Consider the following 25,786-nt stretch of genomic DNA (forward strand, 5'->3'; position numbering starts at 1 on the left):
CGCCCACACCACATCCTGCCGGGTGAGTTTGACGTCGCATCATCTACTTTACTATTTTAATAAAAAAAGGGAGATGGATGCAGATCGGGCCTTCAGCGGATCAATTGAGCCTGCGCGACGGTGTGCGTGAGGTGCTGGCTGCCGACTGTCCGCTGACGCTGGATCGGCGGGTCTACGACGATAAACCGGCGTGGCAACCGTTGTGGCGCAATGTCGTCGACCTTGGCTGGACATGGTTGGCCCGGCGAGGTTACGACGAGGGCAACGACGATCTGGGACTGACGACCCTGGATCTGGTACTCACCCTCGAAGCCCTTGGGTCGGCCCTGGCGCCCATACCGTTTCTGAGCAGCGTGGGGATGGCCGCCGGCGTGGCCCGAGCCGGCGGCGCGGCCGCCGACGAGCTGCTGACTGCCATCGCCGGCGGCACGGTGGCAACCCTGGCGGCGCAATCAGGCACCGAGCGGCTGCCCGGCGTGACGACGACACTGTCCGGAGGGCGAGTGCGCGGCGTGACCACCGCTGTCCCCGACGCGGTCAATGCCGAACTGTTGGTCGTGCTGTGCGCCGATGGGGAGGACACCGCGATGGCCGTCGTAGCGACGGCCGATTCCGGGGTCGTGATCGATGGGGTTGACTCGGCCGACCCGGCACGCCCGCTTGCCACCGTTACGATCGATGCCCCCGCCGGGCTGACGGTACCCGTCGAGGTCGAAACCGCCTTGGGTCCTGCACTTTTGGCGATCGCCGCCGAGCTTGTCGGGGTGGGCCAGGCGGCGTTGGACATCGCCGTCGAGCACGCCAAGAATCGCTACCAGTTCGATCGGCCGATCGGTGCGTTCCAGGCGATCAAACACGCATTGGCCGACAACCACGTCAGCGTCGAACGAGCCCGCAGTCTGTCGTATCTGGCCGCGGCGCGAGTCGACGATTCCTCTGTCAGCGCGGCTGAACAGTGGCGCAGCTGCGCACTGGCGAAGGCCGCCGCCGGTGATGCGGCCCTTGCCTGTACCCGGACGGCCGTGCAGGTGCTCGGCGCACTGGGTCAGACCTGGGAACACGACATCCACCTGTATCTGCGCCGAGCCTGGGTCGGCGCCGCACAGCTCGGGGATTCCTCAAGCCTCTATCACCTCGTGGGGCGCCGATTCATGGCAGGAGCGGGCCGATGAATCAGGTTGCGCTGCGGGACGAGTTCGCCGGCTGGCTCACCTCGGTGCTGCCTGCCGACTACTACCAGAATTACTCCACCTATCGGTGGGACATGAGCCTGCGGCGCACCTACCAACGGGCGAGTTTCGACGCCGGCTGGATCCAGCCGACCTGGCCGCACGGGCAGGGTGGGCGCGGACTGACCTCCGCGGAGGCACTGGAGATCCGGTTGGAGGGCGCGCTGCGATCGGCACCCAAATTGCCCAATATCGCCGGACCCAATGTCGCGGCAGCCAGCATCCGGGCCTTCGGCACACCCGAACAGGTGGACCGCTTGCTGGCGCCGTGCCTGGCCGGCGACGAGTGGTGGGCGCTGGGCATGTCGGAGCCCGAAGCGGGATCGGATTTCGCAGGCCTGCGCACCCGCGCCGTCCGCAACGGCGACGTCTTCGTGGTCAATGGCCACAAGATCTGGACCACGCAGGCCCATGAGTCGCGCTGGTGTCTGCTCTATGCGCGGACCGATCCGCAGGCACCCAAACACAAGGGCATCTCGTGCTTCGTGTTGGATCTGCGTGCACCGGGAGTCACGATCAATCCGATCCGGATGGCATCGCGATCCGACGAGACCTTCTGCGAGGTCTTCCTCGAGAACGTCGAGATCCCGGCCACGGAGTTATTGGGCCCCGAGAACGGCGGCTGGGGTGTGGCCATTTCCTCGCTTGGCCATGAGCGCCAAATGATCTGGGTGATGAACTGGGTCGAGATCCAGCGCGGCCTTGACTCGATCCGGGCCACCCAGTCGGGGTCGTGCGATGACCTGTACGGACCGGTCGGAACACTGATGGCCGATGCGGAAGCGCTGCGCGCCAGCGGATATCGGGCCATGGACAACGACCAGGCCGGTAGGCCCAGCCCGGAGGGCGACATCCTCAAGCTGCTGGGTTCGACGACGTTGCAGCGCACCTGGGAGATCAGTGCGGCGGCGCGTGGAAGTGCCGCAGTCACGGACGCGGACCTGGAGTTCGAACGCCACGATGCCCTGGCGGCGGGAATCTATGGCGGCACGTCCGAGGTTCAGCGCAACATCATCGGCGAGCGACTGCTCGGCCTCCCGAAAGGATGAGACGTGGACTATGCGTTGGGAGATGACGCGGCCGCCCTGCGGCAGCGGCTGCGCGACCTGATGAAGACCCACTTGCCGGAGAAGTTCCACGGTGCGTTCACCGACGACCCGCAGGATCTGGCCACCACGGAGGCGTTCTGCCGACTCCTGGCCAAGGAGGGTCTGCTGACCTTGGCCTGGCCCAAAGAGTTTGGCGGCGGCGGTGGTTCGGTATGGCAGCAGACTGTCGTGCGAGAAGAGATGTGGGCCGCTCATGAGCCGCGGGGCGCGCAGTACATGGGGGTCAACTGGGTGGGCCCGGCGATCATGCGCTACGGCACCCCCGAGCAGAAGGCCACCCACCTGGCGGCCATCTCGGCCGGTGAAGTGATCTGGTGTCAGGGCTTCTCCGAACCCGAGGCGGGCACCGATTTGGCGTCGCTGCGCACGCGTGCGGTGCGCGACGGTGACGGGTGGGTGATCAACGGCCAGAAGATCTGGACGTCGTACGCGCTGATGGCGCGCTGGTGCGTACTCGCCACCCGCACCGAGCCGGCCGAGGGATCCTCGGGGCGGCACACCCTGTTCCTGATCCCGATGGACCGGGCCGGGGTCACCGCACGGCCGATCAGGTCGATGCTGGGACCCCATCACCTCAACGAGGTGTTCTTCGACAACGTCCGGGCCAGTGACGCCGATGTGCTCGGCGAGGTCGGCGGCGGTTGGCAGGTCATCCGCGAGGCGCTGGCCTTCGAACGCGTTGGCATCGCCCGCTATGCGCGGTGCGAATCGCTGCTGGAGCGCTTACGCGCCGAGCTCGGGCCACAATGGGCGGAACTCCCGGAGTCGATCCGGAGCCGGTGGGCGCGGGCACTCGTCGACCTGCGGGTGGCCAAGCTGCTCGCCTACCGCGCGGTGTCGCTGCTCGACGACCCAGGTGCCCCGGCCGCCGCGAGCTCGGCCCGGATCGCGGCCACCACGTGCGACCAGAAGGTCGCCGAACTGCTCTTCGACGCGTTGGGTGCGGCAGCGATGGACGCCACACCCGATGCGGTGCTCGATGGGGCGATCGACGACCACTGGCGCTACGCACAGGCGGCGACGGTCGCGTCGGGAACCATTGAGGTGCAACGAATGCTGGTCGCACGCGAACTGCTGGGAGGCCGATGATGGAAACGTCACTGCCCGAACACATTCGGGAATTCGGCCAGGTAGCTCAGCACCGCTTCGAGATGCTCGGCGGCCCGCAGGAGTCATCGCTGCCTGCCGAGCGGGACGGGTCACTGCGCGAGCTGGCGGCCGCGGCGCTGGCCGAGATCGGTGTCGCCGAGCTCGACGTGCGCAACGATCCGGAGGATCGCCTGGCCGGTGCGGTGGTGGCCCGGGCCGCGGGTGCGGCGCTGCTGCCCTACCCGGTGGTGGAAGACCTGATGGCAGTCGGCGGTGCGCGGCTGAGTCTGGTCGACCCCCGGACCCCGCGCGTCGATCACGGTGACCTGGCGGGCCCATGGCTGCTCGCCGATCTTGACGGAATTGCCTATACCGCCACGCTGGGCCCTCGCCAAAGGGCAAAACTCGGCCCGTTTCTCGTGAAAGCCGCCGATCTGTCGCCGGTCAGCACAGTGACCCGCGCCGACCTCGCATTGCACCTGATCCTGCAGTCGTGGCGCATTCTGGGTGCCCTGGAGCGCGCGCTCGAGATCACCTGCGATCACGTCAAGGCGCGCACCCAATTCGGGAAGACACTCTCGGAGTTCCAGTTCGTCAGATTCACGGTCGCCGACGCCAGTGTCACCCTTCGCGGCCTGGAAGAACTGGCCAAATTCAGCCTTTCCCGGTGGACTGCCGAAACCGATGTGATCGGGTGGACCGACGCGCTGATGCTGAAGATCAAGGCCGCCGAGGCAGGCATCCAATTGATGCGCACCAGCCATCAACTGTTGGGCGCGCTGGGCTTTTGCGACGAGTCGGACATCAGCGTCATCGACCGCCATCTTCAACCGGCGCTGCGGCTTCCTGAAAGCGTTGAAGCGCTGGCACTTCGACTCACTCCAGAGGTCGGCGCCGGACACGTGGAAACACTGTTCTCGTGATTTCGACGCCCGCCTCGGCTCCCCGATTGGATACTCCCCTTATGTCTGAGTCCCCGCAGCAGCCCGTCGCCGATGGGATCCCGTTCGGCCGTCAGCTGAGCATCCGTGCCGACGCGGACCCCGATGGGCCAGCATTGATCGTGGTCGGCAAGGACGGCTCGGACACAGTAGTCAGCTGGTCGGAGCTGGAGCGATACGCCAATCAGTGGGCCCGTGCACTGCAGAGTGCTCCCGTGGCCGAGGGGGCGATGGTCGCGCTGTCGGTGCCGAATTCCGTTGAGCTGGTTGTTGCGACGCTGGCGACGTGGAAGCTGGGCGCCACACCGGTACCGATGCGGTGGGACCTGCCCGGCTGGGAACAGCAGCGTCTCCTCGATGTCATCGATCCCGCCGTGATCATCACCGAGGACAACCTCGACAGCTGGGCCGGGCGTGCCGCCGGCCAAGATGACAGCCCGCTGCCCGATGCGGTGTCCCCCGCTGTCAGCGGCATTTGCAGTTCGGGCTCGACGGGCCTGCCAAAGGTCATCCTCAACACCTCGCCTGCGTTGTGGACCCCGGCGCACAGTGTGCCGTTCATGGCGCAGTGGACGCCAGTGACCCAGCCGCAGACGATTCTGGTTCCCGCGCCGATGTATCACACCAACGGGTTCGTCACGATGAGCTATCTGCTCGGTGGCGATGTGTTGGTGATACTGGAGAAATTCGACGCGCAGGTGGCGCTGGATACCATTGAGCGGCATCGTATTACCACGTTCACCGCGACCCCGACGATGCTCTCGCGTATCGCCGATGTGCCCGACGTCGCGAGCCGAGACCTGTCCAGCATCGAATGGATGCTCCAGGGCGCCGCGGTGATGCCGCCACATCTGTTGCGGCGGTGGTTCGAGCTGCTCAGCCCGCAGCGGGTGCTGATGGCCTATGGCATGACCGAGAACCTCGGTCTGACGGCGCTGCGCGGAGACGAATGGCTCGAACACCCTGGCAGCGTCGGCCGCGGTTTCCGCGACACCGAGATCCGGGTCCTTGGCGAGGACGGCCAGCCGGCGGCACCCGGAGAGTTCGGCGAAATCTATTTGCGGGCACCGATGAACGATCAGTATCGGTACATCGGCGGCGCCAAGCAGCTACCGAGAACTCCAGACGGCTTCGCCACCGCGGGCGATATCGGCTATCTCGACGCCGACGGTTATCTCTTCATCGCCGATCGCCGCACCGACATGATCGTCACCGGCGGCGCGAATGTGTTTCCGGCTGAGGTGGAATCGGCGCTCATCGAACACCCGGAGATCGCCGACGTCGTGGTGATCGGTATCTCGGACGCACAGTGGGGCCGCCGCGTGCACGCCGTCGTTCAGGCCACCGAGATCAGCGCGCCACCCACCGAACACGAGGTGATCCTGTTCGCGAAGGGCAAGCTCGCCGGCTATAAGGTGCCCAAGACCGTCGAGTTCGTCGAGGAGATCCCGCGCACGGCCGCCACCAAGGTGAACCGTTCGGCCATGGTCGAGGCCCGCGGCGGCTAGCTGTCACTTTGGGATTTGGCGCGCGCCGTCAGGTGTGGCATCAGCTCGACCATCACCCCATCGGGATCGACGACCGTGGCCGCAATTCCGCCGCGGGGCACCGCCATCGTGCGTGGTGTCCCACCGAGTCGCAGTTCCTCGAGCCGGCTCAGCACCGCGGGCACATCGGCCCGCATCGATAGCAGGAACAACCCCCTGGCCGGTCCTGCCGGGCCGGGCCCGCTGGCTGTGATGCGACTGCTGCCGAGGTCGAGTAGTTCGACAATGCCCGCTTCGGGCGAAGCCGGGTCGCCCAGGAAGATAAAGCGCACTTCTTCGGTGTGCACACCCAGCAGTGAATGCAGATCGGCGTTGAGCACCTGGTCCGATATCACTTCCAACCCGAGGCCGTCGCGGTAGAAGCGCAGCGATAGTTCGATATCCCGCACGCACAATCCGGCGTGGTGGAGCAGGGGCATGGTTCTCTCCGCTGTTCGGACGCTCCGCGGCGGAGTCGGCGGGCGATAATGGGTACCGGACACTACCGGCACAATGTGCGACAACAGCGCGGCTAGTGTGACATTATGTGCGATTGATGTAAAGCGATAGGAGTCGTGTTCCCGTGGCCGCAGAGGCTGAGCCGTCGACCCGGCGCCGAATACTGGACGCCACGTACGTCGTGCTGTCCCGCAGCGGCCGCCGCAATCTCCTGCTCGCCGATGTCGCCGCCGAAGCCAAGGTCTCACGCCCCACCTTGTACCGGCACTTCGGTTCTCGCGAAGGCCTGCTGGAGGCGTTCAGCCAGTACGAACAGGACAATTTCGACGCAGGCATGGCCCGTGCCATCGCAGGCCTGCACGGCGAGGACCGCCTCGACGCCGCGTTGCAATTCGTCGTCGACTTCCAGAACTCGCACTCCGCACGGCATATCGTCGACCTGGAGCCCGAGCACATCCTGGTGCAGATGCGACTGACCCTGCCGGTCATCGAGAAGCGCATCCGCCAGGTGTTGACCGGCGACAATGCCGACACCGCGGCGTCGGCGATCGTGCATATCGCCATCTGCCATTACCTGATCCAGGGCGGCACGCCCGAGCAGTTCCTCGCCGAGCTGCGGCTGGCCGCGGGACTGGATCCCCGACGGCGCCGGGCGCCGAAGTCGGCTGCCAGCTAGCCCAAAATCCGGGTTTACATGAACCGGGTTCCATGTAACATGCTACTCATGGCGACACCCACCCCGAAGCACCTTCTGATCGGCGCGGCTCGCCATCTGATCGTCACGGGGGCTGTCGCCTGGACGGTGGATAGCGTGCGCCGCCGGAAGCGCGCGGCCCGGCGAGACTGTCAGGACCATCGCACTACCGGTCTGGCCTGCGACACCGTCGAGGCGGTGCGCTCGACACCGGCCGCCCCGTGCTCCCCCCTGCCCGCCGGGGAGGATTGGCTGCCGACGGTCCATCGGGAGATCGCCGAGTTAGGCGCCTTTGCAGGGTATTTCGACCAGTCCGACAGCCTCGGCAGGCATGAGGGCGATATGGCCGACGACGTGTTCGTCCGGCTCGACGACCTGCGGTGGCTGCTGGCGGACTATGTGCTTCACGGGGCACGCGTGCGGCGCCTCGTCGAATTGCCGGTGCTGGTGGAGTCCGGCCTGCGGGCGGTCGCGGCCGATCTGCTGTCGTCGATCCGAACCACCAACGAGGTCATGTTCGACTGGCTGCTGACCCATCGCGTTGTCATCCCCGATCCAGACTTCGTCGACACCAATGCTCTGCTCGACCGCTATCGGCGGATGGAGCTCGAGCCGCACGCGATCTCGAGTGATCCGTTGTATCTGTTGGTCTGCCTCATCCACGACGCACTAGAGGCCGCGGAGCAGTTCGAGAATGTCGAGGACGCGATGCTGGAACGATTCGAGGCGCAGCTCACCAAGCCGCTGGCCGCAATTGAACTCGAGATCGCCGCCGCGATGGCGTTCAACAACGCGCTGGTCGGCATGTTCCGCGATCCGCATCCGACCGACGCGGCTTGAGGTCTCTTACCAGCGGGCTTCGTTGCAGGTGCCGTCGGTCGTGACCACAACGGATTGACCGACCAGTTCCCGCGATTCGGCATCGGCGAGCAGTTCGGGATCCTTGACGCGAGCCAACGCGCGCCCGTCCGGAGTGTCCAGCACCACCAAGCCCTGTTCAGCGGAGCCATCTCGACCGTGCGCGACGGTGTAGGCCAAGACCGTCGCCGGCCCTGCCCAGCCGGCCAGAACCGGGTGCCGGGGCTGATCGGCATCGACGGCCGCCTGCAGTGCAGCCAGGTCTGCCATCTCGGGTTCCCCGAGGGGCGCCGAGGACCACACCGCCGCAACATGTTTGGCCAGATGCATGCCGACCCCGGTGATCAGCGCGTGTCCATCCGCGGCGGCAAGCTCGTCATAGGCGCTCGCGATGGCATGGGTGACGTAGCCGCTGGCGGGACCACCCGCATAGGGCAGTCCACCGGTGATCGTCGTGCCACGCTCGTCGTCGAGTGCCAACCCGAGAGCGTCACAGCCGAGCCGTACCGACGACGGGAAGCATGAGTAGAGATCGAACGCGGTGATATCCGGGAGCGTGAGCCTCGCGGAGGCGAGGGCTTGGCGACCGGTGACCGCCATGGCCGCGGACTTCGACAGATCATCACGTTCGGCGACGGTGGCCGGATCTTCGGCATAGGCCCACCCGGACAGATAGAGCCGTTGATCCTCCGGGATGCCAAGCGAATCGGCCTTGGCCCGCGTCGCCAGTAGCAGGGCGGCCGACATGTCGACATCCATCACGGCGACTTCATGTTTGGTGTACGGCCACCCGACATATCGGTTGGCGTCGGTGACCGTGCCGACGGCTGCCGCGCTGAGGATGTCCGGACGCCACGCGTGCGGATTGACCGCTGCGACGCGGGTCATGGCCGCCATCACCTCGGCGGCCTCGACGGCATCATCGGCCAGCGAGGCGCCGCGACGTGCCCGGCGCGCGGTGTCCCAGAGCGGAAACGTCTCCCAGGCTTGGAAAACCGAGTGGTTGGCCTCCGAGGCGTGCGGTGGCTCCCACGGGAACGGCGTGGACTGGCGATACTGCCAGGGCAGTCGTATGCCCCGCTTCTTGGCCTGGCGGACCGTCGCCAACGCTTCGGCACTACAGATCAGGGCCAGGTCCAGGTCGCCGCGCAGCATCGCTTCCGCGGTCCGATTGACCAACTCCTGGGGCGTGGTCCCGCCGATACCCGAGTACACGCGGTGGCGGGGATCGGCGCCGATCGATGACGCCAGACGCCCGACCGGATCGTCGTAAGGCCAGCTTTGGCAGTACACGACTTGCAACGACTCGATGTGCGTGAGGATGTCGGGCATGCCGGCCACCGCAGCGGCCTCGTGCGCCCGCTGTGCCCAACTCACAAGTGGCTCAGGTGCTTCGGCGTCGCGAACCGTATGCTGCGCTGCCCCGATCACACAGAGCTGGCGAGAATTGCCCATCGCGGCGGATGCCCTACTGACCGGTCCACCGCGGCGGTCGCTTCTCGGCGAACGCGCGCGGACCCTCTTTGGCATCCTCGGTGGCGAACACTTCCCGGGATATCGCGCTCTCGTTGCGGTAGGCCTCGCGGAGGTCCATCTTCAGGCCTTCCATCACACTGCGTTTCGTGGCCCTGATGGCCAGCGGCGCGTTCTTGACGATCCGCGCTGCGTACTCGAACGCCTTGTCCAGCAGTTCATCTTCGGAGACGACGGCATTGAGCAGCCCCATCTGGAACGCCCGCTGCGCGTCGATGCTATCGGCGCACAGCAGAAATTCCATGGCCTGGGCGAACGGAATCTGGCGCGGCAACCGAACCGTGGTGCCGCCGCCGGCGAACAGCCCTCGGGCCGGTTCGAGCACACCGAAGGTGGCGTGTTCACTGGCGATCCGGATATCGACGCCGCCGAGCATCTCCATGCCGCCGGCCACGCACGGCCCGTTGATCGCCGCGATGATCGGTTTGTAGATCTTGCTCCCCCGCAGCACGGCATCGGTGCCGTCGGACAGCGCATAGCCTTTGACCGACGTGGCGGTACCTTCTTTGAGTTCTTTTGCCAGCGCCGTGATTTCGGGCACATAGGTCTTGAGATCGGCACCGGACATGTAGGAGCGCCCGACGCCGGTGAAGATCGCCACCCAGGCGTCGTCTTCACTGTCGAAGCGCTTCCAGGCTTGCGAAAGCTGATGGAAGTGCTCGAGGTCGCAGGCGTTCTTGGCTTCTGGACGGTCGAGCGTGATGAGTGCGACGTGCTCCGCACCCGGGCGCGTGGCGAGCTGATAATGAACCGGCACCGAGTTTCCCTTCGTATTGTCTACAGTCGCTCGGGCGCCGCAGCGCCCGATTGCGGATAGGCCTGAATCCTGCCGTGGGTGACGAACTGTTCGCGCCAGCCGTCACGGTCGTGAGTAGTGAACGGGACATAGATCAGCAACCGATCCGGCCGCCACCAGATGGGGTCGTCGCAGAGCCAGGCATCCCGCCGCAACGGCTTCTTGTCCACCTTGCCGTGGCCGACGACGGGTATCGCCGGTGTCACGCGGACGAAACGCGGTGCCCACTTCGTTCCCAGATCAGCCTGTGTGCCAAGGAATTCGGCGAAGTCCCCCGGATCGAACGCGTGGCCGGGCGCGGTCTCCAGGACGGCCATCACCTGGTCACCGCCGGCCGGGTCGGGTACCCCGAAGACCGCCGCGGCGGCGGCGTGCTCGTAGCGGCCGACGATGCGCTCCACAGGCCCGGCGGCGAAGTTCTCCGAGTCGACCCGGATCCAGTCCCCCACCCGGCCGGCGAACCAGAAGACTCCGTCGCCGTCACGGTAGGCAAGGTCACCGGACCAGAACCAGCCGCCGCGTAGTCGATCCGACTGCGCTTCCTCGTTGTCCCAGTAGCCCTCAAAGGAGCCGGCCGCGTCTCGGCGTACCAGTTCGCCGATGGCCTCGGCAGCGTTGGTCAGCGCGCCGTTTGCGTCGAATTCGGCGACAGCACAATCCTTGCCGTCCTCGTGGACGACGGCGATATCGGCCCCTTTCGGCGCAGTGCCCAGTGAACCCGGCTTGGCTGCGGGCATCAGCGAAATGCCGCCTTCACTGGACCCGTAACCGCTGAGGACTCGGACACCGAAGCGCTCGCGGAAAGCATCACAGTCCCGAGGCGACGCTTCCGGGGCGAGGACCACCCGCAGTTTGTGGTCGCGGTCGTAGGGGGTCGGCGGGGTGGCCAGGATGTATCCGAGTGCTCGGCCGACGGTGCTGGTGAACGTCACCCCGTTGCGGCGGACGTCGTCCAACCAGCAGCTGGCCGAGAATCTGTCGCGCAGTACCAGGCTGCAGCCGCTGGCCAGTGCGGGGAAAAGCGTGGCGCTCAACGCATTACCGTGCGACAGCGGCATCGGGCAGTACAGCACGGCCTCGGCACCAAACCCCAGATTGGCCGCCACACCGGCGAGCCGGCTCTGGCTGCATTTCGCAGCCTTCGGCGCCGAGGTGGATCCCGAGGTGAACAGCAAGAACAGCAAGGTCGACGATGACGGCTCATCGTCGGGCAGCCCCGCATCGGTGTAAGCAGCCCACGGCGCATCGGCGACCAGCACGCTCTCGTCGACAAGGTCGGCGTAGGTCGGGTCGGCGATGACGAATTGGCAAGCGGTGTGGTCGATATCGCGGACGAGCTCGGCACCGCGGCGGGTGGCGTTGAGACCGACGATGCAGGCGCCGGCCAATGCCGCACCGAGGATCTGGAAAACGTATTCAGGCACATTGGGCAGCAGGACGCCGATGTGGGGTGGGCGTCCGCGATGAAGGGTGCCGCGCATCCATTCCGCGCGGACTGCTGCCTCGACGACCACTTCACGCCACGTCCAGGTCTGATCACCGGAGATCAGCGCGACGTTGTCGTCGTCGGCGCGCGCCTTGACCAACGCGGCAGCGGTGATCTGGGGCTTATCGGTCATGCGTCGGGACTCCCAGGAGGGCAACGGGTGACACCTGGGGGCGCCACCTTCTATCTGCGGATAATAGCAATATTGCATCCATTGCCTATCCCATCAGCGGATCTCGCGGCAAACCGAGCAGGCGTTCGGCGATGGTGTTGCGCATGATCTCCGAGGTGCCGCCGGCGATGGTCAGGCAGCGGGCATAGAGATAATCGTGGGTCAACTCAGGGACAACACCCGCCACGCCGGCCGTTCCCGCCAGGTCCATGCCCAATTCGGTTTGATGCTGTGCACTTTCAGCGGTGAGCAACTTGGCGACGTTGGCCTCCGGGCCCGGCGCGGCACCGAGGATGGCGCGACTTGCGCGCCGTCGGTTGAGCAGGGTGATGGTGTGCGATTCGGCGATCACCTCGCCGGCCCTACGGGTCATCGCCGCAGCCGTGTCAGGGGATGCGTTGTCCAGCAGCGTGATCAGTTCGTCGGCGTCGACACCGGGCAGTCCATCGCCGCCGGCGATGGAGACCCGCTCGTTGCCAAGGGTCGCCCGGGCGACGGCCCAACCCCGGCCGATCTCCCCGACGACATCCGCGTCGGGAACCAACACCTCGTCGAAGAACACTTCGTTGAAGAGTGCTTCGCCGGTCATTTCGCGCAGCGGGCGCACCGTGACACCAGGGCTGGACATGTCGATGGCCATCATCGTGACACCCGCATGCTTGGGGGCATCGGGGTCGGTACGGACGGTGGCAAGCCCCCATTGGCATTTCTCCGCCAGGGTCGTCCACACCTTCTGGCCGGTGATCCGCCAGCCACCGTCGACACGGCGGGCCGCGGTCCGCACGGCTGCGGCGTCGGAGCCGGCCCCTGGCTCGGAGAACAACTGGCACCACATGGCCTTGCCGCGCAATACCGGCTCCACCCAGCGGCTGCGCTGCTCCTCGGTGCCGGCCTCACTGATGGTCAGCATTACCCAGCCGGTGATACCCAGCGTGGGCATATCGACACCGGTGAACTCTTCTTCGATCACCAGCTGCTCAATGGTGCCGGCCTCACGCCCCCATGGCGCACGCCAATGTGGCACAAGGTAACCCGAATCGACCAGGAAGTCGCGGCGCTGCGGCTCGGGCATCTCCTGCAGCTTCGCGACGGCCTCGCGGGCCGACTGCCGGTAGGTATCGGCCTCGGCGGGTAATTCGAACGTCGCACCGCGAGCCATGCCCGACCTGTGGGCCCGGACGACGTCACACCAGGGATCGGCGCCGTCGGTGCTCAGCGCGGCCAGCGTCCGGGCCCGGCGCAAGTACAGGTGTGCATCGTGTTCCCAGGTGTAGCCGATACCGCCGTGCAGCTGGATGTTGCACTGGGCGGTGAAGACCTGGGCACGAGCGGATTGCGCCGACGCCACCGCGGCAGCGAACCAGCCGCTGTCGAGCTCCGTGACGCGAGCCGCATCCCAAGTCGCCGCGGTGGCTTGCTCAGTGGCGATCAGCATGTTGGCCAGGTGGTGTTTGACCGCCTGGAAGCTGCCGATCACCCGGCCGAACTGTTCGCGCGCGGTGACGTATTCGCGGGCCATCTCGACACAGGCCCAACTGGCGCCGACGGACTCGGCTGCCGACAGGATCCGCCAGAGCGTGCGGGCGGCACGGGCAGCACCTGGTAGCACCCGGTCTGGGGTCAGCGCCACCTCGCGAAGGACGACCGCGCCCACCGATCGGGTGCGGTCCAACCCGGGCAGGTTGGTGATCTCGACGCCGTCGGCGTGGGCGTCGACGATGACAACCGCCTCCCCGCTGATCAGGAGCACAACATCGGCGTCGGGTGCGCCCAGCACCGCGGGGCTCGTACCGGTGACCCGCAGGTCGGGGCTCACCGTCACGTCACCCCCGAGGCCAAGAGCGCCGATGCTGCTGCCGTCGGCCAGGCCGGGCAGCACGACCGATCGCAGTTCGGCGCCGCCGATCCGGTCGATGACCGTGCCTGCGACGACCGTGGGCAGGAACGGCCCCGGGCTGATTTCGCGTCCGAACGCTTCGAGAACGATCGCGAGCTCGGGCAGGCCGAACCCGGAGCCACCATATTCCTCGGCGACGGCCAATCCGGTCCAACCCAATTCAGCTGCGATGCGCAAGATTCCATCGGAGTGCTCGGCGCTGGACCCGTCCTGCGCCGAGCGAGCGCGTTCCCGGCTCTTGGCCCGCTTCAACGCACCGATGGCCGCGTCAGCCAGGTCGTGGTGTTCCTCGGTAATCGCCAGCATCGAGGTTGTCACGGGCGGCGTCCCGCGGCAGGGCGCCCACCCGATCCCAGAAATCTCATCTACTTCTCCATCACTGCGGTAACTGCTATCGTTGTGATTACCGTAACGATAGCAAAGCGAAGGTGTCGCTAATGGATGTGAACGACTTGGTGCTCGTGAGTGTTGACGACCATGTGGTGGAGCCGCCGAACCTGTTCGACGGACGGCTGCCGGCCAAGTACGCCGACCTGGCACCGAAATTCATCACCCGCGCCGATGGCACGGATGCCTGGGAGTACAACGGTGAGACCGTCGCCAACGTCGCGCTCAACGCCGTCGCCGGCCGGCCCAAAGAGGAGTACGGCATCGAGCCGACGTCGTTCTCCCAGTTACGGAAGGGCACCTACGACCACACCGAACGGGTCAAGGATATGAGCGCCAACGGCGTTCTCGGCTCGCTCTGTTTCCCGTCCTTCCCCCAGTTCTGCGGCCAGCTGTTCGCCAGAACCGCGGACAAGGATGTCGCGTTGGCGATGGTCCAGGCCTATAACGACTGGCACATCGACGAGTGGTGCGGCAGCAATCCTGGCCGCTTCATCCCCTGCGCCCTGCCTGCGATCTGGGATCCGGAGGTCATGGCCACCGAAATCCGGCGGGTCGCCAAAAAAGGGTGCCACGCACTGACATTCAGTGAGAATCCCTCCAAGCTGGGTTGGCCCTCGATTCACGATCCGCACTGGAACCCCGTCTGGGAGGCGTGCAGTGACGAAGCCGTCGTGGTCTGTATGCACATCGGCTCCTCCTCGCAGCTGACGATCACCTCACCCGACGCACCGATGGACGTCATGATCACCCTGCAACCGATGAATATCGTGCAGGCCGCAGCGGATCTGGTGTGGTCGAACATGCTCCGCAACTACCCCGATCTGAAGGTCGCGCTCTCCGAGGGCGGCATCGGCTGGATCCCCTACTTCCTCGAGCGCATCGACTACAACTACGACCGCCATCACGCGTGGACCGGGCAGGATTTCGGTGACAAGTTGCCAAGCGAGGTCTTCAACGAGCACGTCCTGACCTGTTTCATCGACGACAAGTTCGGACTCGCCAGCCGCGAGCACCTCGCCATGGACAAGGTCATGTGGGAATGCGACTATCCGCACTCCGACTCCAACTGGCCGGAGTCACCGGAGATCCTTACGCAGTCGCTGGCAGGGTTGTCCGATGCCGAGATCGATCAGGTGACTCACCTGAATGCCATGCGGCACTTCAATTTCGACCCCTTCACCGTCCTGGGCGGCAGGCAGAACTGCACCGTCGGCGCACTCCGCAAACAGGTCGAAGGCCACGACGTGACGATTCGTGCGCAGCGCCGCGCCGACGATGACGGTTCGCATGCCACGAAGGCGACCGACCTGTTGAAAATGGCGATGTCGCATTCTGATTAACCAACGATCCAGGAGGTACGGCTCGGTGCTTACCGTCGATTACACTGCAGCGAGAACGGTGAGGATTCGGTGAGTGCTACCGCGATGACCCAGGGAGCGACCATGCCAGAACCTGTCGCGGCGAAATCCCGCACGGTCAAGCCGAAACGGCGCCCGCGCGGCTCACTGGCCCTCGATGACATCGTCACCGGCGCTTTCGAGCTAGCCGAAGAAGTCTCGATCGCAGGGCTGAGCATGCCGCTGCTTGCCAAGCACATGGATGCTCCCGTCACCAGCATCTACTGGCACTTCCGCAAGAAGGAACAACTGCTCGACGCGATGACCGAGCGCGCGATTCTCCAGTATCACTTCAGCAGCCCGTTCATCGACGGGGGAACCTGGCAGGACGGCCTCCGCAACCACTTTCGGGGAATCCGCCGCGTGTTCCAGGAGAGACCGGTGCTGTGTGAGCTCATCCTGATGCGCACCGGCGAACTGAGCCCGGAGGCCACTCACACCTCGGTGGACAATCTCGAGGCGGCAGTGGGCACCCTGGTCGAGGCCGGCTTCAAACCCGATGACGCGCTGAGCGTGTATCTGGCGCTGTCGGCGTTCAGTCGCGGCACATCGATGATCGAGCATCTCAATGCTGTGCAACGCCGGCAGCCCGGACGGCGCGCCACCGGCGTCACGACCGAGCATCCAGTCCTGTATGAACTGGAATACCAGGGGCATTCGATCGAAACCCTGGAATTCGAGTTCACGCTCGAGGCTCTGATCAGCCGAGCGGAAGCTGTCTTGGCCGACACTGGCGGGGCAAAGAAGACCCGCAGGCGCTAGAACACGCCTCGATCACCGGTGGCACCGGGCGCGCATCAGCGGCCGATGCCGCGTTTTAGACAGCTCAATCGAGGAGCTGAAAGTTTTGTTGCGTCAGCATCTTTGATGATTCGCTGATATTTCCATGCGCCCGAAATCGTCCACCCCAGTTTGACGATTCCCTTGACCAAAAGATGGCACTTTACTATCTTTATAAAAACAAGGAGTTATGGATGGGATGCTGTACCGGCTGGGCTAGCGGCGATGAGAACGACCCGTGGTGATCATCGGGCCATCATCGACGCGGCGCCTCTTTGGCCCACCCCTAGCCGGACTGATTACCGTCCTCGTGATCGCGGCCATCGTGGCCGGCGCCGCCGCAATGTTCCGCGGAGACTTCACCAAAACCGTTCCACTGACTGTCATGTCGCCGCGGGCCGGGCTGGTGATGAACCCCGACGCGAAGGTCGAATTGTTGGGTGTTCAGGTCGGCAACGTCAAATCCATCGAGACCTTGCCAAACGGGCAGGCTGCTCTCCATCTTGAGATGGATCCAGTTCAGCTACAACAGATTCCATCCAACATCGTGGCCAGTATCGCCTCCACGACAGTGTTCGGGGCCAAGTTCGTCCAGTTGCTTCCGCCACAAGACCCCTCCCCCACCAGCCTGAAACCCGGCCAAGTGCTCACCGGCGACCACGTGACCGTCGAGATCAACACCGTATTCCAACAACTGACATCGGTGCTCGCCCATATCGATCCGACCAAGCTCAACCAAACTCTCGGTGCGATCGCGTCGGCGTTCAACGACCGCGGAAACAAGATCGGCCAAAGCCTGGTGGATCTCGACACGATCCTGACCAAGCTCGACCCGAGCCTCCCGACGTTGGAACATGAGCTTGCGACCGCTCCTGCCGTTGTCGATTCCTATGCCGATGCCGCACCGGACCTGCTCGACGTCGCCCGCAACTCCACCCGAATCAGCCAGACACTCGTCGATGAGCAACGCAACCTCGATGCATTGTTGGCGAGCACCATCGGATTAGCCGACATCGGCAATGACGTCCTCGGCGCCAACGAACAGCCCCTGGCGAAGGTGTTGCATCTGCTGGCGCCGACGACCGACCTGACCAACCAATACAGCCCGGCGTTGAACTGCGCCCTGGCCGGAATGTTGAAGCTCTCGACCAATGCCCCGCTGTCCGAACCCGGTGCCGTGGACTCGGTCGGTCTGCTGCTCGGCCGGGAGCGCTATCACTACCCGGCCAACCTCCCGAAAGTCGGGGCCACCGGGGGGCCCCAATGCACGGACCTCCCGAACGTGCCGTTCGGCGCCACGCCCCCATTTGTCGTCTCCGACACCGGCGCGAACCCCGCCCAGTACGGCAATCAGGGAATTCTGTTGAACTCCGACGGTCTCAAGCAGCTGCTCTTCGGCCCGCTGGATGGGCCACCACGCAACAGCGCGCAGATCGGCCAGCCCGGATGAACCCGTCCCGGGGCGCAGGAGTCAAATTCGGCATCTACGTGACGATCATGGCGCTGCTCACCGCATCGCTGTTCTTTATCTTCGGTCAGTACCGGACCGGGGCGGCCACCCCGTACAGCGCCTTGTTCACCGACGCATCCAGGCTCAAGGCCGGTGACACCGTCCGGGCCGCCGGCATCCAGGTCGGCACGGTACGTGAGGTGTCGCTGCAGCCCGACGGCAACGTCGCGGTCGCATTCGACGCGCACCCGACCGTCGCGCTCACCGCGGGATCGCGTGCCGCGGTTCGCTACCTGAACCTGGTCGGAGATCGCTACCTCGATCTGACCCAGGGCACCGGATCGGGCCGGATCCTGCCGCCAGGCGCCCAGATCTCGCTCGATCACACCACGCCGGCTCTCGATCTGGATCTCCTGCTCGGCGGGCTGAAACCCGTGATCCAGGGACTCAACCCGCAAGACGTCAACGCGTTGACCGCGTCACTGCTGCAGGTCTTGCAGGGACAAGGCGACACCCTTGCGTCACTGCTGTCCAACACATCGTCGTTTTCCAACGGCCTCGCCGACAACGGCGCCACCATCGACCGGCTGATCACCAACCTCAACACGGTGATGGCCACGATGACCAAGGACGGCGATCGGTTCGGGGGCGCCCTCGACCGGCTCGAGCGCCTGACCACCGAGCTGTCCCAGCAGCGTGACCCGATCGGATCGGCGATCGACTCACTGAGTACCGGCACCGCGTCGATCACCGATCTGCTGACCACTGCCCGGCCACCGTTGGCGGCGATGGTGGACCAGTTGCACCGGGTTGCTCCGCTGCTCGACGAACGCAAGGACTTAGTCGACGTGGCGCTGCAACGGGCGCCGGAGAACTACCGAAAGCTGTCGCGGCTCGGGTCCTACGGCAGCTGGATCAACTACTACCTCTGCGGAATCGCGGTGCGCGTGACGGATCTGCAGGGCCGTACCGCGGTGTTCCCGTGGATCAAGCAGGAAGGCGGGAGGTGCGCTGAATCATGATGCTGAAATACCGCGGGCCTCACATCATCCGGGCGGGCTTCATCGGCGTGGTCCTGGTCGTGCTGATCATCATCGCGGGTCTCAACTCCCAGACGCTGACCACCTGGGCCACCTCGGTGCGCTTTCAGGCATTGTTCGCCGACGCCGGCGGACTGGCGGTCGGCAACGACGTGACCCGATCGGGCATCAAAATCGGTTCGGTATCCGATATTTCGTTGCATCAGGGCCTGGCGCTGGTGACCGTGACCGTCGACGGCCAGTACCGACTGGGCTCTCAGACCACCGCCCACATCCGAACCGGGAGCCTACTGGGTCAGCGGGTTGTCACACTGGAGTCGGCCGGTTCGGGTCTCATGCGGCCCAACACCGTCATCCCCGTTGCCCGCACGTCTACTCCCTACTCGCTGACCGAGGCGGTGAGCGATCTCGCGTCCAGGACCGCGGGCACCAACACACAGAGCCTCAACCAGTCACTCGACACCCTGTCGAGCACCATCGATGCGATCGCACCGCAGGTCGGTCCGACTTTCGACGGGTTGACCCGGCTGTCGCAAGCGCTCAACGAGCGCAACGACACTCTGGGCGAACTGCTCACGCACGCAGCTGATTTGACTGGCGTGCTGTCGCAGCGCAGCGAGCGCGTCAACACCCTCATCCTCAATGCCAACGACCTGGTCGGTGTCCTCGACGAGCGGCGCCAGACCTTGGTCAGTCTTCTCGAAAGCGTCGCCGCCGTTTCGAAACAACTGTCCGGACTGGTCGCCGACAACAAATCCAAGCTGGCACCCACCCTGGACAAGCTCAACACGGTCACCGCGATGCTCGAGAAGAACAGCGACAATATCGCCAAAGCGCTTCCGGGCCTGGCGAAATACGAACTCACTCAGGGTGAAACCGTGTCCAGCGGCTTCTACTACACCGCGTTCATTCCTAACCTGATCCCGGCTCAGATGCTCCAACCGTTCATGGACTACGCACTCGGGTTCCGGCGCGGTATCGACGCCGGCCAACCGCCGGACAATGCCGGGCCGCGCGCCGAACTCCCGTTCCCGTACAACGGGATTCCTGGAGGCAGCCGATGATGCGCTCGACGTGGCTGGTTCGTGGCCTGGTCGCCGTACTCGCGTTGTTGATTGCCGCCGGGGCAACCCTCGTCGTAAGGAACACCTTCTTCGGGCCCACAACGATCACCGCGTATTTCGCCAGTGCGACCGCCATCTATCCCGGTGACGACGTGCGGGTATCGGGGGTGAAGGTCGGCACCATCACCGCAATCGACCCAGAGGGTCCGCAAGCGAAGATGACCCTGCAGGTCGATCGCGGCGTCGCCGTCCCCGCCGACGCCAAAGCGGTTGTCGTCGCGCAGAACCTGATTGCCGCGCGCTACGTGCAGTTGACGCCGGCCTACACCACCACCGGGCCGACGATGACCGACGGAGCGGTCATCCCGCGTGATCGCACGGCAGTCCCCATCGAATGGGATGAGGTCAAGGCACAGTTGATGCGCCTGGCGACTGACCTGGGCCCCAAGGCTGGAACCGATACCACCTCGGTGGCACGGTTCATCGACTCCGCGGCCAGTGCCCTCGATGGCAATGGCGACAAGCTGCGCACGACCCTGGGCCAGCTGTCGACCATCGCGCGGGTATTGGCAAGCGGCAGTGGGAACATCGTCGACATCATCACCAATTTGCAGGTCTTCGTGACCGCACTGCATGACAGCAACACCCAGATCGTGCAGTTCGAAGACCGGCTGGCCACGCTGACCAGCGTGCTCGACAACAGCCGCAGCGACCTCGATGCAGCCCTGACGTATTTGTCGGCGGCAGTCGGCGATGTCCAGAGCTTCATCGCCGACACCAGGGACAAAACCTCCGAGCAGATCCGCCGCCTGGCCGCCGTCACGCAGAATCTGGCCGACCACAAGATCGATCTGGAGAACGTTCTGCACGTCGCGCCCAATGCGTTCGCCAACCAGTACAACATCTATGGCCCCGACAACGGCGCACCGATCGGCGCCTTCGTGTTCAACAACTTCTCCAATCCGGTCCAGTTCATCTGCTCCCAGATCGGTGCGGTCCAGAACACCACCGCACCCGAGACCGCCAAGGCCTGCTCGCAATACCTCGGTCCGGCGCTGCGCCTGTTGAACTTCGACTACCTCCCGTTCCCGGTGAATCCGTATCTGATGAAGTCAACCGATCCAGACAAGCTCATCTACACCGACCCCAAGCTGGCCCCGGGCGGCAGCGGACCGCAGCCCGGACCCGCCGAAGAGCCACCAGCGGTGTCGGCGTACACCGGGCTCGATGGAGACGTGCCCGCGCCGCCGGGCCTGGGGCAACCGCCGGCCGTCGGCCCCGGCTCGTCTGCGCCCAATCACCTTCCGGCCGCACCATCCCCGGCGTTGTTCCCGGGAGCGCCGGTCCCGCAGGGAGTGCCACCCGGCCCCGGACCGGCCAACCTGCCAGCCATGTTGCTGCCGGCCGAGGGAGCGACACCATGACCGGATTCGGGCCGGTACGCCGCTTCGTCGCCGTCGCCACCGCCGCGCTGGTCACCAGCGGCTGCGGCTTTCACGGACTGAACTCGCTGCCGCTGCCCGGTACCGTCGGGCAAGGCCGCGGCGCCGAGGTCTATCACGTCGAAATCGCCAACGTAGGGACGCTGGAATCCAATTCTCCGGTGATGATCAACGATGTCGTGGTCGGCAGCGTCGGGAAGATGATCTTCACGAATTGGCATGCCAATGTCGAGATTTCACTGCGCCCCGGGGTCGCGGTGCCCGCCAACGCGGTAGCACGCGTCGGTCAAACCAGCCTGCTGGGATCGATGCACCTGGCGCTCGACCCGCCGGCGGGTCAGGCGCCGCAGGGACACCTGCAGCCCGGCAGCACCCTGACGTTGAACCAGTCCTCGACCTATCCGTCGACCGAACAGACGCTGTCGGCGTTGTCAGCTGTGGTCAACGCGGGCGGTCTCGGCCAAATCGGTGACATCATCCACAACTTCAATGCCGCACTGTCGGGCCGAGAACCTCAGATTCGAGATCTGTTGTCCCGCCTGAACGACTTCATCGGCGCCCTGGCGCGGCAGCGAGACAACATCATCGCCACCATCGACGGGCTGGACCGGCTCTCGGGTACCCTGGCCGGTCAAGTCGGCGACATCGACACTGCGTTGGAGAAGATTCCGCCGGCACTCGACGTACTCATCCGCGAGCGCCCCCGCATCACCGATGCATTGGACAAGCTGCGCGGGTTCAGCGACACGACAACCACTCTCGTCAACGACACGCAGGCCGACCTGGTGCGGAACCTGACCAACCTCGGGCCCACCATCGCCGCCCTCGCCGATGTCGGCCCCGGCCTGGACCGGGCGCTGGCGTTCGCGACCGTCTTCCCCTTCGGACAGGACCTCATCGACCGGGGAGTCAAGGGTGACTACATGAACCTGTTCACCATCATCGACCTCACCATTCCCCGGCTGAAGCGCTCCCTGTTCCTCGGCACCCGTTGGGGCGATGCCAATGCGCAAGTCGTCGCGGCACCCGGTGATCCCATGTATTTGAACTACACCTACAACCCACTCGGTGTCGGTGTGCTGCCGCCGGACGCGCCTCCGCAGGCACCTCAGCCGCCGAGCCCGGTGCCATCGGCGACACCGTCCGCGATCGCACCGACCGACGAAGGCGGTCACTAGATGCTCACCCGTTTCGTCCGCATACAGCTGATCATCTTCACGATTGCCTCGGTCGTCGGGCTGACCGTGATCGGCGTCAAGTACCTGCAGGCCGCAACGCTGCTGGGGGTGGGCCGGCTCACCGTGACCCTGCAACTGCCCGCGAGCGGCGGACTCTATCGGTTCAGCAACGTCACCTACCGCGGTGTTCAGATCGGCAAGGTCACCGAGGTCAAAGTTGTCGACGGACGGCGCGTCGAAGCCACACTCTCACTGGATGATTCGCCCCGGGTGCCCGTTGATATGGTCGCACGCGTGCGCAGCATCTCCGCGGTCGGCGAACAGTTCGTCGACCTGCAGCCGAACACCCTGGGGGCACCCTACCTGTCCGACGGATCGGTGATCCCGATGAGCAAAAGTTCTGTCCCACAACAAGTCGGTCCGATGCTCGATCAGCTCAGCAACCTGGTGACCAGCATTCCCAAAGAACGAATGCAGGATCTGCTCGACGAATCCTTCAAGGCGTTCAATGGTGCCGGATACGATTTCGGATCGCTGATCGACTCAGGCACCACGTTGACCCATGACCTCAGCGGTATCGCCGACCGCAACCGCACGCTGGTCGACGACAGCGCTCCGCTGCTGCGCTCCCAGACCGACAGCGTCGATGCCATCCGGACCTGGGCGCACAGCATCGCGGGCCTCACAGGCCAACTGGCGCAGAATGATCCGCAGATTCGCACCGTGCTTGATACCGGCCCTGGATTCGCCGATGAGGTGTCCCGGCTGCTCGCCGACGTCAAGCCGACCCTTCCGGTGCTGCTGGCCAGCCTCACGACGGTCGGGCAGGTCGCCGTCACCTACCACGCGTCCATCGAACAGCTGCTGGTCCTGCTCCCGCCGACGGCGGCCAACTACCTATCCATCACTCCGAGCAATAACGCCAGCGGGCTTCCCCTGGGTGATTTCGGCATCTCGATCGCGGATCCGCCGGCCTGCACGGTGGGCTTCCTGCCGCCCGCGCAATGGCGTTCCCCCGCCGATCTCACCACGATCGACACCCCGGATGGTCTGTACTGCAAGTTGCCCCAGGATTCGCCCCTGGCCGTTCGCGGCGCGCGCAACTACCCGTGCATGGGCCATCCCGGTAAACGCGCACCCACCGTGCAGATCTGCGACAGCGACAAGCCCTACGAGCCGCTGGCGATGCGCCAACACGTGGTCGGTCCCTATCCGCTCGACCCGAATCTGATCGCACAGGGCGTCCCGCCCGATACCCGAGTCAACCCCGATGACAACATCTTTGGACCGCTGCAGGGCACTCCGCCGCTGGCCGCGCCTGCCCCGGACCCGGCACCGTCGGCCGCGCCAAGTGCCTTCCATGACTCCGCCACCATCACCCCGTCGGTGGCGATCGCCCACTACGACAGCCATACCGGTGCCTACATGGCTCCCGACGGCCACCTCTACCGGTCGGCGGACGCGGTGAATACCGCGCCGAAGACGTGGGCCGACCTCGTTCGCGGGCCCCAGTGATAGGCCGTGCGGCGGCGATCGCGGTGACCGTCGCCGTGGCAATGGGCCAGGGCCTGGCTTCCGCCGACGTCCAGTCCAGCGCACCGCTCAACGGCCGGTTCATCGCGATCTCCAACGGCGACTGGGCCCAGACCAACGATTCCTATCATGACGAGGCCACCGTCCGCAGCACGTGGACGATCAGCTCAACGTGCACCCAGGGCGACGAATGCACCGGACAAGTCAGCAGCGACCTGGGCTGGACAGCGCCGCTGCGCAAGCAGAACGACACCTGGATCGTCGACCGCGATCTTCCCGACTGGGAGACGTGTGCCGATGGCACCTCGGTTGCCGGCCACCAGAAAATCCGGTTCTGGCGAGTCAACGCCGCCGGCATGCAGGACTACTCCGGCCAGTCACCGATCTTCGCCGGCGAAGACAAGACGGTCGGCCCCAGCGGCGCCTGCGGGAAGAATCAATGGCTAGCCATTCGGATGCCGTTCTCGCTGCAGCAGATTGGCTGATTCGGCGACTGTCTAGCGCAGCACCCGCACCGGGGCATGGTGCCAGCCGACGACATTGGTCATGGCCACTCGCTTGAGACGGTCGCGGTGAACTTCGAAGCGCGGCATGAAGTCCAGCAGTTTGTCCAGCGCGATCGCGCTCTCCATGCGGGCCAGGGCGGCGCCAAGACAACTGTGCACGCCATAGCCGAATCCGAAGTTCTGGGCTTCGGCGCGGCCCCGGGTGATGTCAAAGGTGCCGGCGTTGGTGAACGCCCGTTCGTCACGGTTGGCCGAGCCCAGGCACAGCAGCACCGGGTTGTTGGCGGGAATGGTGGTTTCGTGCAATTCGATGTCGCGGGTGCTGTACCGCACCAGGTATTGCGCCGGCGCCTCCCACCGCAGCAACTCCTCGACCGCACCGGGGATCAGGCTGCGGTCATTGCGCATCATCTCCCATTGGTCGGGGTGATCGTCGAACGTCACAATGGCGTTGCCCACCAGCTTGGTGACCGTCTCGGCACCGGCGCCACCGAGCAGCGAAGCGAAGCCGGTGATCTCGATGTCGTCGAGTTTGGTCATCTCGCCATCACGTTCGAGCTCGACGTTGATCAGGTCGGTGATCATGTCGTCCTGCGGGTTGGCGCGGTGTTCCTGAATGATCTCGTAATACATCATGCCGGTCTCGATGCCAGCGGCGATGCCCTCTTCCGGCATCTCGACTTTCCCATATTCCCGTGCGAGCTGCTTGTCCAACAACAGGCGGACTTTCTGCCGCCGCTCGACGGGGACACCCAGCATCGCGGTGATCACCTCCACCGGGAACAGCGCTGAGAAGTCTTGCACCACATCGAAATTATCCGGGTCGGCGGCATCGAGGAACCGGTCGATCTGGGTGATGACGGTCTGGCGTTGCCGTTCGGTGGCCCTCGGGGTGAACACCTTGTTGACCAGGCTGCGCATCCGCCGGTGGTCGGGCGGATCCATCATGATCATCAGCGGCGGTACCGGATCATCGGATTGCACCATCTGCAGGTCGATACCGCGCGCCGACGAATACGTGACGTGATCCTTCATGGCCACCGACACATCGGCATGGCGGGTCAGTGCGTAGAAATCGTACTGCTCGTTGTAATACACCGGCGCTTCATCGCGCAGCCGCTGGTAGGTGGCATAGGGCGAGTTGAAGAAGTCATCCGAGAACGGGTCAAAGACCACCTTCGATGTTGTCAACATATCCTCCTACAGCGCTGCGCTTT

22 protein-coding genes are annotated in these 25,786 nt (G+C 65.1%); 16 read left to right on the forward strand and 6 right to left on the reverse strand.

The genetic code is table 11. The annotated features are described in order from the left end of the window. Positions 1 to 77 precede the first annotated feature (77 nt). The 5 genes from SLQ31_RS25260 to SLQ31_RS25280 are packed head-to-tail and all read left to right on the forward strand — an operon-like array spanning position 78 to position 5,876. Complete coding sequence (locus SLQ31_RS25260) at positions 78 to 1,172, forward strand: acyl-CoA dehydrogenase family protein (protein ID WP_319436873.1); 1,095 nt, start codon at positions 78 to 80, stop codon at positions 1,170 to 1,172. Then, positions 1,169 to 2,278, forward strand: a complete 1,110-nt coding sequence (locus tag SLQ31_RS25265) for an acyl-CoA dehydrogenase family protein (protein WP_319436874.1) — start codon at positions 1,169 to 1,171, stop codon at positions 2,276 to 2,278. The genes SLQ31_RS25260 and SLQ31_RS25265 overlap by 4 nt, the downstream gene beginning before the upstream one ends. 3 nt (positions 2,279 to 2,281) lie before the next feature. Next, complete coding sequence (locus SLQ31_RS25270; protein ID WP_319436875.1) at positions 2,282 to 3,427, forward strand: acyl-CoA dehydrogenase family protein; 1,146 nt, start codon at positions 2,282 to 2,284, stop codon at positions 3,425 to 3,427. After that, complete coding sequence (locus SLQ31_RS25275) at positions 3,427 to 4,350, forward strand: acyl-CoA dehydrogenase family protein (protein WP_319436876.1); 924 nt, start codon at positions 3,427 to 3,429, stop codon at positions 4,348 to 4,350. Before SLQ31_RS25270 ends, SLQ31_RS25275 begins: the two co-directional genes overlap by 1 nt. Before the next feature lie 41 nt (positions 4,351 to 4,391). Beyond that, positions 4,392 to 5,876, forward strand: a complete 1,485-nt coding sequence (locus SLQ31_RS25280) for a class I adenylate-forming enzyme family protein (RefSeq protein WP_319436877.1) — start codon at positions 4,392 to 4,394, stop codon at positions 5,874 to 5,876. On the opposite strand, the gene SLQ31_RS25285 is transcribed toward SLQ31_RS25280, so the two are convergent. Continuing rightward, positions 5,873 to 6,334, reverse strand: coding sequence for a VOC family protein (locus SLQ31_RS25285; RefSeq protein ID WP_319436878.1), 462 nt, complete (start codon positions 6,332 to 6,334; stop codon positions 5,873 to 5,875). The two genes, SLQ31_RS25280 and SLQ31_RS25285, sit on opposite strands and share 4 nt — an antisense overlap. Before the next feature lie 143 nt (positions 6,335 to 6,477). Between SLQ31_RS25285 and SLQ31_RS25290 the strand changes: the two genes are divergently transcribed. Together SLQ31_RS25290 and SLQ31_RS25295 are read left to right on the forward strand one after the other, a co-directional pair. After that, on the forward strand, positions 6,478 to 7,029 hold the full coding sequence (locus tag SLQ31_RS25290) for a helix-turn-helix domain-containing protein (protein ID WP_319436879.1): 552 nt from the start codon (positions 6,478 to 6,480) through the stop codon (positions 7,027 to 7,029). 48 nt (positions 7,030 to 7,077) lie between these two features. Beyond that, positions 7,078 to 7,887: a hypothetical protein gene (locus SLQ31_RS25295; RefSeq protein WP_319436880.1), complete on the forward strand. Its 810-nt coding sequence runs from the start codon at positions 7,078 to 7,080 to the stop codon at positions 7,885 to 7,887. A 6-nt stretch (positions 7,888 to 7,893) separates the two neighbouring features. Here the strand turns inward: SLQ31_RS25295 and SLQ31_RS25300 are convergent, their stop codons facing one another. From SLQ31_RS25300 to SLQ31_RS25315, 4 genes are all read right to left on the reverse strand, one after another. Then, positions 7,894 to 9,282, reverse strand: a complete 1,389-nt coding sequence (locus tag SLQ31_RS25300) for an acetyl-CoA synthetase (protein ID WP_319436881.1) — start codon at positions 9,280 to 9,282, stop codon at positions 7,894 to 7,896. Positions 9,283 to 9,373: 91 nt separating this feature from the next. Beyond that, positions 9,374 to 10,195, reverse strand: a complete 822-nt coding sequence (locus tag SLQ31_RS25305; protein ID WP_319436882.1) for an enoyl-CoA hydratase-related protein — start codon at positions 10,193 to 10,195, stop codon at positions 9,374 to 9,376. A gap of 20 nt (positions 10,196 to 10,215) precedes the next feature. Next, positions 10,216 to 11,853, reverse strand: coding sequence for an AMP-binding protein (locus tag SLQ31_RS25310; protein ID WP_319436883.1), 1,638 nt, complete (start codon positions 11,851 to 11,853; stop codon positions 10,216 to 10,218). Positions 11,854 to 11,938: 85 nt separating this feature from the next. Beyond that, positions 11,939 to 14,107, reverse strand: coding sequence for an acyl-CoA dehydrogenase (locus tag SLQ31_RS25315; RefSeq protein WP_319436884.1), 2,169 nt, complete (start codon positions 14,105 to 14,107; stop codon positions 11,939 to 11,941). Positions 14,108 to 14,226: 119 nt separating this feature from the next. Here SLQ31_RS25315 and SLQ31_RS25320 point away from each other — a divergent pair, with 119 nt between their 5' ends. The 9 genes from SLQ31_RS25320 (at position 14,227) to SLQ31_RS25360 (ending at position 24,548) form a co-directional block, all read left to right on the forward strand. Further along, positions 14,227 to 15,519, forward strand: a complete 1,293-nt coding sequence (locus SLQ31_RS25320; RefSeq protein ID WP_319436885.1) for an amidohydrolase family protein — start codon at positions 14,227 to 14,229, stop codon at positions 15,517 to 15,519. Positions 15,520 to 15,621: 102 nt separating this feature from the next. After that, complete coding sequence (locus tag SLQ31_RS25325) at positions 15,622 to 16,338, forward strand: TetR family transcriptional regulator (RefSeq protein ID WP_319436886.1); 717 nt, start codon at positions 15,622 to 15,624, stop codon at positions 16,336 to 16,338. Positions 16,339 to 16,594: 256 nt separating this feature from the next. Next, positions 16,595 to 17,806: an MCE family protein gene (locus tag SLQ31_RS25330; protein ID WP_319436887.1), complete on the forward strand. Its 1,212-nt coding sequence runs from the start codon at positions 16,595 to 16,597 to the stop codon at positions 17,804 to 17,806. Continuing rightward, on the forward strand, positions 17,803 to 18,828 hold the full coding sequence (locus SLQ31_RS25335; RefSeq protein ID WP_319436888.1) for an MCE family protein: 1,026 nt from the start codon (positions 17,803 to 17,805) through the stop codon (positions 18,826 to 18,828). Before SLQ31_RS25330 ends, SLQ31_RS25335 begins: the two co-directional genes overlap by 4 nt. Next, positions 18,828 to 19,910: an MCE family protein gene (locus tag SLQ31_RS25340; protein ID WP_319436957.1), complete on the forward strand. Its 1,083-nt coding sequence runs from the start codon at positions 18,828 to 18,830 to the stop codon at positions 19,908 to 19,910. Before SLQ31_RS25335 ends, SLQ31_RS25340 begins: the two co-directional genes overlap by 1 nt. Beyond that, positions 19,907 to 21,334: an MCE family protein gene (locus SLQ31_RS25345; protein WP_413642973.1), complete on the forward strand. Its 1,428-nt coding sequence runs from the start codon at positions 19,907 to 19,909 to the stop codon at positions 21,332 to 21,334. The genes SLQ31_RS25340 and SLQ31_RS25345 overlap by 4 nt, the downstream gene beginning before the upstream one ends. Next, complete coding sequence (locus SLQ31_RS25350) at positions 21,331 to 22,530, forward strand: MCE family protein (protein WP_319436890.1); 1,200 nt, start codon at positions 21,331 to 21,333, stop codon at positions 22,528 to 22,530. The genes SLQ31_RS25345 and SLQ31_RS25350 overlap by 4 nt, the downstream gene beginning before the upstream one ends. Further along, positions 22,531 to 24,045 (forward strand): MlaD family protein, encoded by a 1,515-nt coding sequence (locus SLQ31_RS25355; protein WP_319436891.1) that lies wholly within the window; start codon positions 22,531 to 22,533, stop codon positions 24,043 to 24,045. Beyond that, positions 24,042 to 24,548: a hypothetical protein gene (locus SLQ31_RS25360; RefSeq protein WP_319436892.1), complete on the forward strand. Its 507-nt coding sequence runs from the start codon at positions 24,042 to 24,044 to the stop codon at positions 24,546 to 24,548. The genes SLQ31_RS25355 and SLQ31_RS25360 overlap by 4 nt, the downstream gene beginning before the upstream one ends. A gap of 12 nt (positions 24,549 to 24,560) precedes the next feature. Here SLQ31_RS25360 and SLQ31_RS25365 read toward each other — a convergent pair whose 3' ends face one another. Then, the gene (locus SLQ31_RS25365; RefSeq protein ID WP_319436893.1) at positions 24,561 to 25,760 is read right to left on the reverse strand and encodes a cytochrome P450; all 1,200 of its coding nucleotides are present in this window, start codon (positions 25,758 to 25,760) and stop codon (positions 24,561 to 24,563) included. Positions 25,761 to 25,786: the final 26 nt, after the last annotated feature.

The organism is Mycobacterium sp. RTGN5 (assembly GCF_033804465.1).
In the GTDB taxonomy this organism is placed as follows: Bacteria; Actinomycetota; Actinomycetes; order Mycobacteriales; family Mycobacteriaceae; genus Mycobacterium.